The sequence below is a fragment of the Agriterribacter sp. genome, assembly GCF_035444585.1.
Taxonomy (GTDB): domain Bacteria; phylum Bacteroidota; class Bacteroidia; order Chitinophagales; family Chitinophagaceae; genus Agriterribacter.
In genome coordinates this window covers 1-15,829 of the sequence record NZ_DAOMOZ010000105.1, presented here as the reverse complement: position 1 = coordinate 15,829, position 15,829 = coordinate 1, and the positions used below count along the sequence as shown (strand labels likewise).

10 protein-coding genes and 1 tRNA gene are annotated in these 15,829 nt (G+C 42.8%); 1 reads left to right on the top strand and 10 read right to left on the bottom strand.

Going from position 1 to position 15,829, the window contains the following annotated elements; genetic code table 11:
- The 8 genes from PLH26_RS12330 to PLH26_RS12295 all read right to left on the bottom strand — a co-directional run.
- The coding region (locus PLH26_RS12330) for a hypothetical protein (protein WP_324586325.1) at window positions 1-837 on the bottom strand (837 nt) is incomplete at its 3' end.
- A gap of 12 nt (window positions 838-849) precedes the next feature.
- Window positions 850-1,992 (bottom strand): metallophosphoesterase, encoded by a 1,143-nt coding sequence (locus tag PLH26_RS12325; protein WP_324586324.1) that lies wholly within the window; start codon window positions 1,990-1,992, stop codon window positions 850-852.
- A gap of 4 nt (window positions 1,993-1,996) precedes the next feature.
- Window positions 1,997-3,598, bottom strand: a complete 1,602-nt coding sequence (locus tag PLH26_RS12320; protein WP_324586323.1) for a RagB/SusD family nutrient uptake outer membrane protein — start codon at window positions 3,596-3,598, stop codon at window positions 1,997-1,999.
- A 25-nt stretch (window positions 3,599-3,623) separates the two neighbouring features.
- A complete protein-coding gene (locus PLH26_RS12315) occupies window positions 3,624-6,608 on the bottom strand; it encodes a SusC/RagA family TonB-linked outer membrane protein (RefSeq protein WP_324586322.1) in 2,985 nt (994 codons plus the stop codon).
- 425 nt (window positions 6,609-7,033) lie between these two features.
- Entirely contained in the window at window positions 7,034-8,854 is a 1,821-nt protein-coding gene (locus PLH26_RS12310; RefSeq protein ID WP_324586321.1) for a glycoside hydrolase family 20 protein, read from the bottom strand.
- 16 nt (window positions 8,855-8,870) lie between these two features.
- Window positions 8,871-11,465: a glycosyl hydrolase family 95 catalytic domain-containing protein gene (locus tag PLH26_RS12305; protein ID WP_324586320.1), complete on the bottom strand. Its 2,595-nt coding sequence runs from the start codon at window positions 11,463-11,465 to the stop codon at window positions 8,871-8,873.
- Between the two features lie 142 nt (window positions 11,466-11,607).
- Window positions 11,608-12,255 carry a LutC/YkgG family protein gene (locus PLH26_RS12300; RefSeq protein ID WP_324586319.1) on the bottom strand — a complete coding sequence of 216 codons (648 nt, stop codon included), beginning with the start codon at window positions 12,253-12,255 and terminating at the stop codon, window positions 11,608-11,610.
- 90 nt (window positions 12,256-12,345) lie between these two features.
- Window positions 12,346-13,263: an AraC family transcriptional regulator gene (locus tag PLH26_RS12295; RefSeq protein WP_324586318.1), complete on the bottom strand. Its 918-nt coding sequence runs from the start codon at window positions 13,261-13,263 to the stop codon at window positions 12,346-12,348.
- 86 nt (window positions 13,264-13,349) lie between these two features.
- Here PLH26_RS12295 and PLH26_RS12290 point away from each other — a divergent pair, with 86 nt between their 5' ends.
- On the top strand, window positions 13,350-14,114 hold the full coding sequence (locus PLH26_RS12290; RefSeq protein WP_324586317.1) for an SDR family NAD(P)-dependent oxidoreductase: 765 nt from the start codon (window positions 13,350-13,352) through the stop codon (window positions 14,112-14,114).
- Between the two features lie 499 nt (window positions 14,115-14,613).
- Here the strand turns inward: PLH26_RS12290 and PLH26_RS12285 are convergent.
- Both PLH26_RS12285 and PLH26_RS12280 read right to left on the bottom strand, forming a co-directional pair.
- Window positions 14,614-14,687, bottom strand: a tRNA-Pro gene (locus PLH26_RS12285).
- Window positions 14,688-14,976: 289 nt separating this feature from the next.
- On the bottom strand, window positions 14,977-15,829 hold an 853-nt coding region (locus PLH26_RS12280), incomplete at its 5' end, for a hypothetical protein (protein WP_324586316.1).

Genomic DNA, 15,829 nt, shown 5'->3' with positions numbered 1-15,829 from the left:
AAAGTAGCACAGCTCTACATCTGACGCATTAGTTTCAGGGATGCCGGGATCAATGAGGGGAATATTGCGGATAGAAGGGTCAAACGTAACAAATGGTCTGCTGGGTGGTGCATCCTCCCAGTTCACCAGATCTTTAGAACGGGTGATCCGGGTTTCATAGCCTGCCTTAATATGTTGAAGGTACAGGGTGTAATACCATCCGTTTGCATAATACAGCGCGGGTCCCCCCACATATTTATCCTTTCCATACACGGCTCCCGAAATTTCTTTCCAATGTACCAGGTCATCTGATGCCACATAGCGGAATGTAAAGGGCTTCCATGCAGGATCATTGGTTTCATATAACAAAATGAATTTGTCTTTTCCCCTGCAGACAGCAGTATTGAAAAAATACTCGTTCGGATTGGCTTTTAAAACGGTTACAGGGTTACTCCAGTTTTTAAGATCCGGGGAACTGATCATCGTTATCTCCGTCATCTGCCGCCAGGGTTTGCCTTTTCCATAGTCACCTGCAAAAATGTACAGGGTATCATTGTAAACCAGCACTGTTCCAAATCCATGATTTTTCAACGCAACAGAAACAATTTTACCGGTTTGTACATCCCGTATCCTGATTTCATCTTCATGAAAATAATCCCCGGGTTTGGCTCCTCTTACATCCCAGAAACGCTGGTTGCTCTCCATGAGGTATAGCCGGTCATTAAAAACAAAAGGAGATGATTCTACCAGCGGGGAACCTATGCGGCCCTGCTTGACAATTGGGTTTTGCCAGACTGGCTGTGCAGATAAAAAATTAAGTCCGAAGAAGATGGAAAATAATATTAATGTAGTCTTCATAAATATTCAATATTAGTGATCTGTCATTACATAATCCAGTTCATATTGATGAAGTGAATCTGTATTAAAGCCAGGCAGCAAAAAAGGATACTGCAGGTATTGTTCATCGGTACTTTTTGGACGCCAGGGGGAATAACTTTGTACTTTTATTTTATTTTTTGAAGGAACAAATTGAAGTATCCTTAACCAGCCATCATGTCCTTCACCACTTAATAGCTGGTAGATGGTATTGCCATATATACCTTTGCTTGTTAACAGACCTCTGTGCGTATTGTTATTGGTTACATGACCGCTTAGCACCAGAAAAATATTTGTATGCTTTTTTACCAGTTTGTTCCATATTTCCTCTCCGGTATTGCCATTTGGGGGCAGATAACCAAAGCCTCCGGGATAATCTCTTCTGTCATCGGCAAGCATATAACTATGGGTAATGATTACAGCCCTTTTTGAGCAATGCTTTGATAAAATACTGTCTGCCCAATGAAGCATTGCGTCTGTTGGTGCTACCTCCAAGCTAATAATAATAAATTCCAAATTGCCGGCATCAATAAAATGATAGCTGTTGTTGTAATAATTGTCTGACGTTTTGTTTGAGCAGGTCATACTTCCGCCATACCAATCTTTCCTTTCAAACCTGCTGACCGGGAAAAAGCTGTTGAAGTTTTTTATATTTCTTGAACTATCGGGGATCCAGGCAGGGTTTCCGGGTACCATATCATGATTGCCTACAGCAAGCAGGTAGGGAACCGCATCATCCAGTATACCCAGTGCACTGCTGGCATTTTCCCATTGATACAGCCGGTCATTATCATTCACAATATCACCCATGTGTAATACAACCTTAATATTATCTGCAGTTTGGCGCTGTTTCACCCATCGGGTCATAGACATAAAGACATCCATACTTCCGGATCGCCTCCATGCAGGAGAATCCTTTGCATATACCTGGGTGTCGGGGAAAATGATGAAACGAAAGGAACTCGTATCGTCTGTACATTCATCCGGACTCCCCACAGACCCAATACGCTCGCTAAATGGCGCCCTGACTGCTGATATTTTTTTTGATGCATTTTTATCACAGGCGACAGAAATGTAGGTAAATATCAATACGATGCATACCAAACCAGAAATATTGTACAAAATGATGCGTTGCATAATGCTACCAACCCGGGTTTTGCTCTATATTGCTGTTTCGGTTCATTTCGGTTTGAGGAATCGGCCAGCGGTAATCCCGGGGCGAGGTAAACTTCTTGGTCAATACCAGTCGCGGATTTCCGGTAGCGGGATCTACCGCTCCGTAAGTTGGGCCATTTAATACCGTCTCGCCAATTTTCCATCTCCGGATATCAAATATCCTCAGTCCTTCGGTAGCAAACTCAACCTGTCGTTCTCTTCTGTACAACTCCCGCAGCTTTTCTTCCGTATTGTACACGGTAATATCCACATCCGGCATTTTTGCGCGCCGGCGTATTTCATTGAGGTACTTCACTACATCAGGATTCTGCCAGTCTCCTGACTCTACCAATCCCTCTACATAATTAAGCAGTACCTGTGCATATCGGATGATCATATAGTCTGACCAGTTATCCCATATGTTGCCCGCCTGTGATTCGTGGGTATATTTCTTCGCCCAAAAACCTGTGGGACTTGCATTTGCTTTGTCAAAAGATTCGGGACTGTCTGGCGCATAGGGATCGGGAACATAACCAAGGTACAATACATCTCCTGGTACAACAATTGTAGCATCCAAACGGGAATCTCTGTTGTTGTGAAATTTGGGATGTCTTTGATAAATATCCACACTATCTTCCCCCAATTCCCAGATTGTTTTCCCCTGGAGTGTTTCATATACATTTATTAAATTCAACGTGGGAGCGGTATTGGGTAAACAACCATAAAACAATGGCATTTGCCTTGCAAAAGCTCCGTATACTGCTCTTCTTCTGAATAAAATTCTTTCTTTATTTCGCATTCCTGCAGGAGTGAAGAGTTCTCTATAGTCAGGATGTAGCTCGTGTGCATTCAGATCAATCACCTTCCTTGCTGCCTGCGCGGCTTTCTGATACTCGCCTGCGTTCAGGTACATATCACTCTGAATAGCATAGGCGGCAGCCCGGGATATCCTGAATTCTTCATTCGGATCAGGATAACTTACCGGAAGGTCCGGAGCAGCAGCATCAAGTTCACTTGTTACAAAGTTCACCAGGTTTTCTTTACTGCTACGCGCCAGCGAAGATTCATTGGGCGTGATAGATTTATCTACAACAGGAATTTCGCCATACAGCAGGAATGCTTCATAATGATAAAAAGCTCTTAGATTCCGTGCTTCTGCAACATACTGTTTTTTTCGCTCTGGATCCTGTACAAACGCGTTCTCATAGTTTTCAAGAAAACGGCTGCAATGCCTTATGTATAGATAATTGATTTGGTAAAATTCGTCCGGCATCCACTCGGTAGGAGTAGCCAGTCCCAATGTAAAGTTTTGGTACCAGGTCCAACCGGTCACTGTTTCCTCGGAGAGCACGTTGTAGAGCATTCTCCATTTTGTCCAGGAAGCAGTTCCCAGGCTGCCATCCGGCTGCCAGCCTCCCGGCAGCCCACCGTAGCAAAGATTCAATGCATTTCTTACATTGGTTTCATTTTTCCACCATTTGTCATCGGTAGTAGCAGTTGGATTATCGCGGGTAAGAAAATCTTTACTGCAGGACTGTAAGAAAGCCAGGCTAAATGCAATTAAGCAAAATATATAAATTGACTTCATAATTGTAGGTATTAAAATAAGCAGATTAGAATGTGACGTTTATGCCAAAAGTGATGATCCGCATAATGGGATAAGTGAATTGATTACCACCACTTTCAGGATCTACGATCTTAACCTTGGTTAATGTAAATGGATTTTGTGCATTCAAATAGGCTCTCAGGTCTCCGATTTTCATTTTACCGGTGATGCGTGCCGGGAAGTTGTAAGCAACCTGCATATACCGCACACGCATAAACGCTCCATTGGTTTTCCAATAATCCGAGAAAAAACTGTTGGCTCCGGGTGAAGTTAATATCCTGGGATAAGCTGCACCTGTATTCTGAGGAGACCAATAGTCTACCTGTTCTTTAACAGGAGTATTTATGCCCAAGCTTGTGTTGATTAGCGGATTTGCCACCACACCGCTATAGAAATACGGCACATATCCTCTACCTGAAAACATGGTTTCAAACTCGAAGTTGTAAGCTCTCAACGTAAAGTTGGCAAAGTAGGTAGATCGTGCTCCGGTATTTCCAAGCACCGTCCTGTCAGCATCATTGATTAGACCGTCTCTGTTTAAATCCATATACTTAATATCTCCCGCATATTGCGTTCCGCTCATAGGAACACCATCTGCAATGTCCTTCTCCTGTAATAAGCCGTCAGATTTTAGTCCATAGTACACAGCAAAAGGCTGCCCTTCTATATACCACATATTGCCGTTGGGCAGAGAGTCCACATACAATCGTTCAATGGTGTTGCCATTATAACTATACCCAACATTTAAACTAAATGAGACGTTGGTTGACAGAGTTTCGTTGTAGCTTACTTTGGTTTCAAATCCCCTGTTACGCATTTTGCCATAATTCAGGGGGCTGCTTGCCAGACCGGAACTATAAGGGAGACTGACGGTTAATATCAGATCATTTGTAAGCTTGTCATAATAATCGAATGTTATATCAAGCTTCTTTTTTACAATACTCAGGTCTATACCCAGGTTCAGGATATTGACTTTCTCCCATGTTATATCAGGATTTCCGATAGTCGATTCTGCGCCATTGGATCCGTTGATTGTAGTTTGATATGTGTATGGACTTATATTATTGTTACCCAACAATCCGTAGGAAGCACGCAGCTTTAACTGATCAATAAATTTTGCATTTTGCATAAAGCTTTCATTGTGTACGTTCCAGCCTAAAGCGATGGATGGGAAATTTCCCCACTTCAAGCCTTTTCCAAAAAGAGAAGATCCATCTCTGCGGGCCCCGGCCTCTACAAGATAACGACTGTCGTAGCTATAATAAACCTTGGCAAAAAGAGACCGAAGGGCAACTTCAGTAAACGCTGATGAATTGGTAAGCTCCTGGGAATAGCCGCCCAATACATTAATATTATGCCTGTCAAAAGATTTGTTGTAGTCAAAATTTGAACCAAGAAAATAATAGCTGGAACGATTGGTGCTGGAGGACTTTTGCAGGGCAAATACATAATCGGTATTTCTTAGCAAGCCTGTGCTATAGTCAAAGAAATTAAATATTTCCTGATCTACTTTATTCACTCCTGATGTAACCCTGTAGCCAAATTGTCCTTTTACATTCAATCCGGCGATTATTTCCCATTTGGGACGGAGGTTAAACAATATTTCATCCGAGATGTTCTGCCTTCTGCCTCCAACCTGCACCATTGCATAGGGATTTAATCCCTGGTTGAAATAGCCAAAGTACAGATTGGGATCATCGGGCTTCGATGGATACTGCGACACCATATTCGGTGGAGCATAATACAACGCATTTACAATTCCCTTGGCACCATCCTCATAACCAAAATTACTCCCGTAAGGTTGTTTCTGATCGTCTCTTGCCGCATACATATCCATAAATACGGATATGGTTCTGGTGAGGTCTATTGATGTATTTGCCCTTAACGTACCTCTGCCGAAATTGCTTTTAGGTACAATGCCTTCCTGGAACAGGTAGTCCGCATTCAATACAAACCTCGCCGCTGCATTGCCGCCGGACACTGTTAAGGAATGACTCTGTATTGGTGCCGATTTTCGCATAACGAGGTCCGTCCAATTGGTATTCGGATAATTAACCGGATCAGTACCGGCTTCGGTTATATCAATGGCTTCCTCGGTATAAATATCGGCGGCACCACCTCCGCTTGCATTCCGGTTGGCGTCATTGACCATGCGCATATACGTAGGCGCATCTACAAAATCGGGGAATTTCGTGGCGATTTGAGTTCCATAATAGCCGTTATATTGTACATCCAGTTTACCGGCACGCCCCCTTTTGGTGGTTATAATAATTACGCCATTCGCTGCACGCGCTCCATATAAAGATGCCGCCGCTGCATCTTTCAGGACCGTAATGGATTCTACCGTAGCAGGATTGATCTTATTGATATCAAAAGGAACACCATCTAACAAAACCAAAGGCGTCGAACTACCCAGCGTAGCAACCCCCCTTATTTTAAGCGTTGCGGCGTCACCGCCGGGAAGCCCTGAAGCCTGCGTTACTTCAATTCCGGTAACGCCGCCTTGTAAAGCTTGTGATAACTGAGTAATAGGCTTGTTCCTTACATTGTCCATATTAACGATGCCTATAGAACTGGCCATATTTTTCACTTTCTGTGTAGCGTAGCCTGTGACTATAGTATTTTCAAGGTAAACCACTTCATCCTCCAGAGATATAACAGCGTAGTTGGAACTTGATTTTGCATTGGCTACCGGGTACTCTATTGAAGTATATCCCACGGAGGTTATGATCAGGATATCACTTTGTCTGGCCGCAATGGTAAAACTTCCATCAGGAGCTGTAGAAATACCTACGCCTGTTGATTTGACCCTGACAGTAGCTCCCTCAATGGGTTGTATCGGTTCTTTGGTATTGAATATCCGTCCCCTGATGGTTTGCATGGAATCATCTTGCGGGACCTGTGCTTTGCTGTTCAGGTTAAAGAAGAACATCACAAAAGCTGTAAAGCACAACTTTAGAAAAATAAAATAACCATTGGCAATCCGTTTCATAATACAGGTAGTTTAATTACAAATTTTTAGACGTTAAAACCCGAATTAGCGAGCTTTTGATAAACAAAAAACTGCCATCAAGACCAGAAGATCCTCCTTCTGAACTTACATTCAAAATGCTATTTTTCCAATGAATTAATGGCAACTGTAAAACAAGGGGCAATCGGTAACAATTTCCCCGAAAGAAATATTTAATGAGGCAACTCCTTAACTAAGCCACGTTATTACGGTTTATTTTTTTTAGTTTGATATCAGATCAGATAACAGTATAAAGATCAAATTTGTGTTCGTATCATTCAATAGAATATTCAGGTATTTTGATAGATTATTCTATTATTGGAAAATTTCGGGCTGCTCTTTGAATAGGAATCACAACAAAATCATTCAATATTGTCCATATCTAACAATAGGGTTGAATGCATGTGTTAACCATCCGGATTATTTAGCATTTTTTTTTCATTCCATCGTTCTAAAAGCCGGGCTCTGAAATCGCTTACATTCATTCTTACTTCATTTAGCTTTCTGAGTCCCTGTGATGCTGCTATTTTAAAGAAGTGGGCGGCATTCTTTTTTTGCCTTTCAATTGAGCCATATCCCAATTCCAGTTCAACAAATAACAACGGCAGCTTTGCTTCCTGAACCCGCTTTAGCAAATGGACATTCCCGGCAACTGCTGCCTCCGCATTTTCAAAAAACCGGTGATATTGTTTGCAGTTCTGCTCAGACAAATAGCCATTTTTATGCTTCTGCGGCGTTTCGTCCATGGATAGTCTTATATCCGACTGTTCTAACGCTTTTGTGCTGGCATCAATGTACTGTCTTATGTGAGGGGCAGCCGCTCCATAATACCCCTGAAGAAAGTCATTCATAACAGAATCCATGTCGTAGTCGGGATTCCAGGAGAGTTTGGAAAGAAGATAAGCACGCAGTCCGGCAAATTCTCCACCTACTTCTCTATTCCCCTGCCAAAAAATCCCTGTGACATTGTGCTTAAGATAATATTGGAAATTCTTTTGAAATACACTCAAATTGGGGTACGGACTTACCAGTCTTTCAAACTGTATTACATAATCCCAGATGATAATATTATCAGTTAATTTTTCCCATCCCTCTAAATCCTCTCTGAATGATGCATGTTCAGGAGCGTCTTCAACCAATTTAATTGCATTTGTTCTTGGAGATTCTATATTACACAGTATGATAGAAACGTTCTTTGCAGGTTGAATGGTCAAAGGCGGTTTGCGCGTATAGGTGTATGCTAATGTGGCGATTGTCTTATCTGGAAATCTTTCTGCCACTTTATTGACAAAATATAATACAGATCCCATAGGAGAACCTTCCCTTCCGTTGATCTCTGTGCATGATTTGCACTGGCAGGCACCCAGGTGACCATCCATCTGACCCAAGTTCCAGTTTTGGGCATTTGGAAACGAACTCATTTTCCTGTTCAGGTTTTTTACAAATTCCTCAAACATATTTTGATTCATCAGGCACAATTGTGCGTCAAGTTCTACCGAGCCATAATTCACCTTGTGAACCCTTTTTCCGTTGACCAATGAATAGAATTCAGGGTGGGAATTGAAGTACTTTTCCGGGGGCATATAAAAATAAAAGGAATGGCTCCATGCAGGACCCCATTTTCTATCGGTCTGCGGAAGATTGTGTGAACCGTTCAGTTTCAACCGTCGCGCAAATAGCGAATCTACAGCCGATGTTATGAAATAGTCACGATAAAAAATTTCCCGCATCTTCAATACTGGCTCATCCCGCAGGCGAATATCCGGCAATACGATTGAATGATGCCTTGGAACAACTTCGGTTGAGGACGTATACCAACGGCAGCCAATAAATGACTCAAGGAAAGAAGAAACGGCATAAAAATTCGCAATATCTGAAGCTCCCGCGAGGACCAGACAGTTCCTTTTCGTTTCAATTATAAAGCCATCGCTACCCTTAAATATTCCGACATCGTATTTTATATCCTTCAGATGCCGGTTGTTGCTACCAATGATGATCTCTTTTGCAGTGAAGGCAACGCTGTCTGGTTTGATAGGGAGTTTTACACCTGACGATTTTAACAGGTATTTTTGTAATTCCTTTGCTGCTAGTAATTCATACCTGCCGGATTCAGCAGGAATGACAATTACATATTCCGTTTTTTCATGAATAATCAGGGGCAGTTCCGCCTGTACCCCGACAGCAAGCATAACAAAAGAATTCAGGAGCAATAGTCGGATAAAGATCATATAGTCAGTTTTGAATTTAAAAATCTCTCGGTTTGCCAATCACTGCTTCGTGGAATCTCTTGGGTGCATCATTCTTCTCAGCCGTATATATTTTTATCAAAGGGATAGGATAATGATCGCCATCGGGTTGAATAAGGTAAGTAGCTCCTTTTTCGGTTTGAAACGATATGATCTGATTATCATTTACTTTAAAGCGGAGTGGCGTTAACACTCCCTTTTTTTCCCTCCAAAGTTTTGGCAATCCATTCCATGGATTTTGTACGCTGCAATATTGCCCTGCTATACTTTTAAGCGAGATATAAGCGGCCACGCTGTCTTCCTTTCTTTTTTCCGAAGAAACGATAAAGCCTCCCTGAGCAGATAGCGTAAATGCAGCCGCCCATGAAAAAGGGGTGGCAGGAAAGGTTCGTATAATGCCTTCATGGCTCTGTAGCAACATCTCATTGACGGTTGTTGCCAATATAGCCGAAGGTTCCATTCCGCTTTGAATAAAGGGAAGTGCGGGGGTGCTCACTTTTTCTGCAGATTTACCTTTTTGGAAGGCATGAATATCTTTGTACTGCACACTTCGATCTACAATATAATCTCTTTGGGTTTGCAGAAAACTACCATCAAACTTACCTGCATATCTTGAGAGGTACGACCAATGATCCAGATTGAAAAATAACCCCTGGGGAAAATGCTGCAGTTGCCTTACTGACATCAGCAAGTGATTCCAGGCATCTTCGGCAAGGCCCAACCTGGCGCTCACTACGGCAATAGGACTTATTGCAAGCGTGTTTTCCGGGTGAAGCTTTGCCCTGTTAACTGCTGCATTAAAATAACGCGATCCTTTTTGTGACAGGCCGATATCCCCCGACGGGAATACGGGTGATGTAGACCGGCAGAACGTATAATCCCATGCTTTACTATTTGTGCTGTCTCCTTTGGTTTCCGATACTGCCAATACTTCGCCCATACCCCGAACATTGCTCAAAGGATAGGGAGAGAGACGGTTTAAAATATCCTGCCATCTTTTTCTTTCCTTTAAATCAATTTTTAAAATCCCGGATGCTTCGATGCAGTGGCGAAAAGAGGCTCTTATTGTGGCAAGATCTGTTGAAGCATTGGTTAAAGCGTTGTCTTGCTCAGATTCGTAGGCGGAGGACGGGTAAATATAATACCGATTACCCAGCGTATCATATTTTAGGTATTGGCAGTAAAACGAAGCAGCTTTTTTCATAAAAGGGTATGCGGTATCTTTTAAGAAAGTAACGTTCCGGGTGAACTGATAATGATTCCAGAAAAGCTGCGCCATTTGGGAAGCAGGGGTAAAATTGTTTACAAAACTGTAAGCATCCCAGCTTATCATTTTTCCCGAAAAATCATGCTTTTCACTCCACAGGATTGCATTGTTATAACCTCTTTTTTTTGCGTGCTTTTCCGCATAGGGAAGCAATCTCCAGTATGTAGCTAAATAAGGCTTCATTAAATCACCGTGATTAGCCGCATCTAGCGGCCAGTATGATTGCTGCATATTCCAATGGTGTGGGGAAATCCATTGTCTTACATCGTGATTCCATGTCCAAAGCGATCCGTTGAATATGGCAGGATATTTGCCCCTGGAGGAACTGGCCATCAGGTAAAAATGATTGTAGTAAAGATTCTCAATATAGTTATCACCAATGTGGACAAATGAGCGCTGCCAGAAATTCCGCCACCATTCCCTGTGCGTTACGTTCAATTGTTCAATTCCTTCCCTTTCAGCCTCATTAAGGATAGCTATAGCCCGTTGCAGCGGCTGATCAGATTCATTACTCGTTACCACGCTTACCAAAATGCAGAAATCCTGAGCATCCATGCCCCCAAGCATAAGTTTTGCCGTACGAGAGTTGATGATCTCAGTTCGCCTGGCATTTTCTCCAAGAACACGAACTGCAATAACAAAATCCAAATTGCCAAATGATTCCTTTATATATATATCATCATTTTGCTTTCCTGCAATGGCATTTCCTATTCCGGTGCCTGCTGGACGCGAAATGCTGTTATACCACCCACCGAAAGCACGGCTACCCCAGCGATCAAGTGCAACACTAATGCTACTTCCCCTTCCTGCCAGCGGACCTTTTGCTACAAAGCGATTCCGAAAAATGAAAAGATTTTTTCCGGCGTGCACGTTAGCTTCAGCAGAGATATCAGCAAAAGAGGTTGATCCGCTAAATAATGCCTTCGCTTCGTAAAGGGATAGCCTGGCCTCGAATTTATTTTGATACAGCCATTCAAATACCGGGGCGCCAAAATCAACATTAATTTGACCACAGGAGCGCAAAAGCATCTCTTCGGCCCCTGATTGGTCCCATGTATCGTTTTTATTTACCTGAATGGTAAATCCGTTTGAGGTACAATGGATCATTGCACCTACATCTCCATTTCCCAGAGGAAAACCTTCATAACCTTCTTTGGGAGGACTGAGATATACTACGTCATGATTTGATAAATATTCCCTATAATCTACTTCAAACCCAAAATATCTCGGAGTGGTTGAAGCTTTTTGTGCATCTGCAGACGCTGTCTGCGCTTTGAGATCACCGGAAATATAAAAAAGCATCAGGGTGTAAATTATCTTCTTCATGATGTTGTTTTAAACATGGATTACACGAAGATCATCTGATAATTTCTACCCCACAATAGATTATCTCAATACACTGATAGACTATTCAACTATTTTAGAACAAAAGCAAAACACTTTGTCTGCATGCAGATGGGGGAGTCATTTAACCGGCTACGGGCTCCGAATGCTCCAGGACAAACACAAACACATCCTTCGGTCCGTGTATACCGGTCACTAATGTTTTTTCTATATCTCCGGTCCTGCTGGGGCCCGCAATAAAATGTAACGAAGAAGGCAGGCTGCCATCATATTTCCCGATCAGAAAAGCAATAGCGCTGCCTGTGTCATGCAGCAGCTGGCTTTTGTCCGCTATTACAATATGTACCGGTACATACACCGGTAAGGCCCTGCCCGAAGGCTGAGCAGCACTTAACACAACAGAACCTGTTGTGGCCACCAGGCATTCACATCCCGTGACTGCAACTTCTGCAGACAGCACATCATCTGCCAGACTTACCCCGGCATCCCCTACAACCGGACTAAACCCGGGCAATGTACAAGACCATCTATGCCGCAGCAATGTCGGCTGAAATTCCCTGATGTAATCCATCACAGCATCAAAATCCCTGCAACGGAGAAAATTGCCCTGCAGATCTTTAAAGGCCTTCTCAAACAGTTCAATATCAGAACCGGGATCCGCCCGGAAAAAAGAGCTGATCTCAAGGTTTGCCTCCACCATTCTTTCGCGGTCCTCGCCAAGGGCAGCCTTTATCGACTCAAGTATCAGTAACCGGGAACCCGAATTATTCATATGTTTTTTATTTTCAAAGTTCCCTAATCTCAAATAAGGAACAAATAGACTATCGTTCAAAAAAAATGGACAATCATATTAAAGACGGAGCTACCCTTTATTTTTCTTCCGGTATTCTGAAGGAGAGGTGCCGATAATCTTATTAAAGATGCGGTTAAAGAAATAAGGATCTTCATATCCTACAAAAGCAGCTATGTCTTTGACCTTCATCTCGGTGAGGTCGAGCAACTGACAGGCCTTCTGTATTTTTAAATGAATAAAGTATTCCAGAGGAGCAAAGCCTGTTTGTTTCCTGAACAGACTTGAAAAATGCGACGCCGAATAAGAGAACTTTTCCGAGATATCATCTATCCACAATCGCTGCCCGATATTTTCACGCATATATAGTATTGCCTGCGTAATGATATTATCATCCTTTTTCCGAAAGCTGGAAAAGTTGTGGTTGCGAAAAATGAATGAAGCCACAAAGTGGTAAAGGCAAAAATTCGCATAACTAAGGTTGTCAAGGCTGTACCCCATTTCAAGCGTGTCATACATTTCTTCCCACAGTCGTATTCTTCTTTCATCGGGGCGCAGAATAGTAGGTGTCAAAAACTGCCTCATGTCATAAGTACGGTTGAAATGAGGGATCTGATCACCGCAAAAGTGTACCCAGTACAACGACCAGGGATCATCGGCATGAGCCCCGTAACGCAGGTATTTGTCTGTAGCGGGCAGTATGACAAATTCATTGGCTTTGATCTCGCAATAGCCTGCCTTGTTCTCATACCATCCCTTTCCATCAATACAATAAAAAAGAATATTGTCTTTACAGCCCCACCTGCGTTCCCTGTAATGAAAAGACGCTTTCGGAAAATATCCTATCAGCGTAATATAAAGATTATTGAGAAGGGGATCATTCTGAATGCGCTCGCGCAACAGCTTATCCGGCAGGATGATCTGTTTTTCCCCCGTGAAGCCATCCCTTTTTCTGATTGATAACCCCTTGTACCTTTTTTCGGCAGACATAAATAATAGAATTATCCATCAAAGTACATTGATACTCCATTGTTTTCGGAGCATCATTAAGAGTACTTTGCTCATAAAAAAACAAAATGCTGCTTAAAGATAGAGTTTTATTTCTAACAGGTGGTTCAAGTGGTATAGGACTGGAATGTGCAAGGATGTATGCCAAAGAAGGCGCTCATGTGGCTATTGTCAGCAACTGCCAGCCTGAGCTGGAATCAATTGTTCAGGAGCTTGGAAATAGCCATCATATCGGTTTGCATTGCGATGTATCATCGGAGGTGCAGGTAAAACAGGCCATATCAAGCACCATTTCCTGCTTTGGAAGGATTGACGGAATACACAACAATGCAGGAATAGTCACTCCATCAGCAATGCTGCATGAAACCACTACTGATGAATGGCACAGGCTTATGGATGTCAACCTGAAAAGTATTTACCTCACCACAAAATATGGACTTGAATCGCTCAGGAAAACAGAAGGATGTATTCTAAATACAAGCAGCCTCGTGGGGCATATAGGCCAGGAGATGCATGCAGCGTATACCGCAACCAAAGGAGGCATTAGTGCGCTTACCAAATCCATGGCCCTTGACTATGCAAAATACCGGATAAGGGTAAACGCAGTCTGCCCCGCATGGGTAAGAACACCGGCAGTACAATCATGGGTCAAAGAGCAAGATAATAAAGAAAGTGCGGAAGCATATATTAGTAAACTTCATCCACTCGGTTACTGCCCCGATGGAGATGTAATTGCTGATGCCTGTGTATTTCTGTTGTCTGACAAAGCCCGTTTTATTACCGGTTGTACGTTGCCGGTAAGCGGTGGTGCAGAATTGGGATACAGAAGGTAATAAAGGTATACGAATATTACGTCAGTTGACTAACAGTTGTGATCCAAAACCAAAACTTGAAGGAATGCCTGACAGCGTGCGCGGTCTGGGGCTACCGAATCATGGTTTAGATCATTTTTAAATACCTATAGAAAAAAAGGTAATGTCCCACGAAAAGTATACGCTCTTGTATTAAGAGTAAAAGAGTTGCTCTCCTTAGGTGATGCTCAATCAATCACTATTTTAAAAAGCCTGCAGGCGAAGGAATATTCTATCCTCCTGATAACAAAAGAGACAGCATACTTTAGTTGTATCAACGGCGTTCACGGCATTTCTATGCCTTGGGACGTCAATTAGGTTTACAAAAATTAAGGTTGGTGCTTTTGCACCGGGCTTTTAGAAGAGGTGAAAACGCTTAAGGTCCAAAGCGCAAAGACATTTTTTTGCTACACCATTTGCTAAATAATGCAAACAAAAATCCGCAAACACAATGTGAATGCGGATTGTATGGTCTTTTCTGTCGGGAGGACAGGATTCGAACCTGCGACCCCGTGGTCCCAAACCACGTATTCTACCGGGCTGAACTACCTCCCGAACTGTTCTCTATTCTATCCCGCCATTTGGCGGGATCTTGAAAATCTATCCCGCTCCGCGGAATGATTTTCTACGACCGGGCTGAACTGGCTCCCGAATCATTTTCCTTTTGCCGCTGCTATTAATACCGGCGGCCAAAAGGGTGGCAAAGGTAATGGAAATGATACTCAATTCCCAAAACGAGCGGAATTCTTCCTGAAAAATTTCTACGGTTCCGGTTTCTCCTCTTCTTTCTTCCCTCTTACTTTCTTACTTTCTTACTTTCTTACTTTCTTATCTTCTTACTCTCTTACCCCCCTACCCTTACCCGCTTATTAAAAACAAGCTTACCGCCCACATATACTTTTAAATAATAGCGTTGTGCCGGCCGGTAGGATAAATCGTAAGTAAATACTCCTTCTTTTAATGCTTCATATATATGTTCTTCTATCACTTCATTGCCGGGATCGGTAACCAGTTGCACGGTCACCTTCTGCGGACTGTTGCCAAAATAATCCATCGTGGTTTTGCCTCTTGTGCGCGTGGGAAACACTCCTACAGCAGGCACAGGATCCGGTAAAGTCCATGCTGAGATATCGGCCGACACCTCAAAGCTGTAATAGATATTGCTTCCAAAATCCGAATCAAAATGCCTCAGCAATTGCCCTTTACTATCCAGCAGGCGTGCAAAGCCTCTCCCGCCACGATTGTTGAACCAGAACTCCAGCCCGTTATCTGCTGTATCTGTTAATACCAGTTCGTAGCATCCCGGTGGCAACTGAAATGTATCCCTGTAGTCGGTTTCTGCCTTTAAGGAACCCAAAGCCCTTTCAAACATTATTTTGCCTTTACTGTTTTTTATGATATACCCGTTTTGTTCCGGCTGTTTGTTGGTGCGCAAATGAAATACCAGCTCACTGCCATGCACAGGCGCTTTTGTAAATACCGTATGCATGGTATTGTCGCTGCTGTTGGCATCTTTCTTACCATTGGGTGCAGCCAGGGATACCCTGAAAGTATTTTTACCTGTATTACCCTGCACTTTACCCGGTAATCCAATTACCGCCCGCTCATTAAATAACAGGTTACCCTTCCATCTGTATTGCTGCCTGCTGAAACCAGCGGCGCCATATTCAATAATGCATTCCCTGAGCGGCTTACCG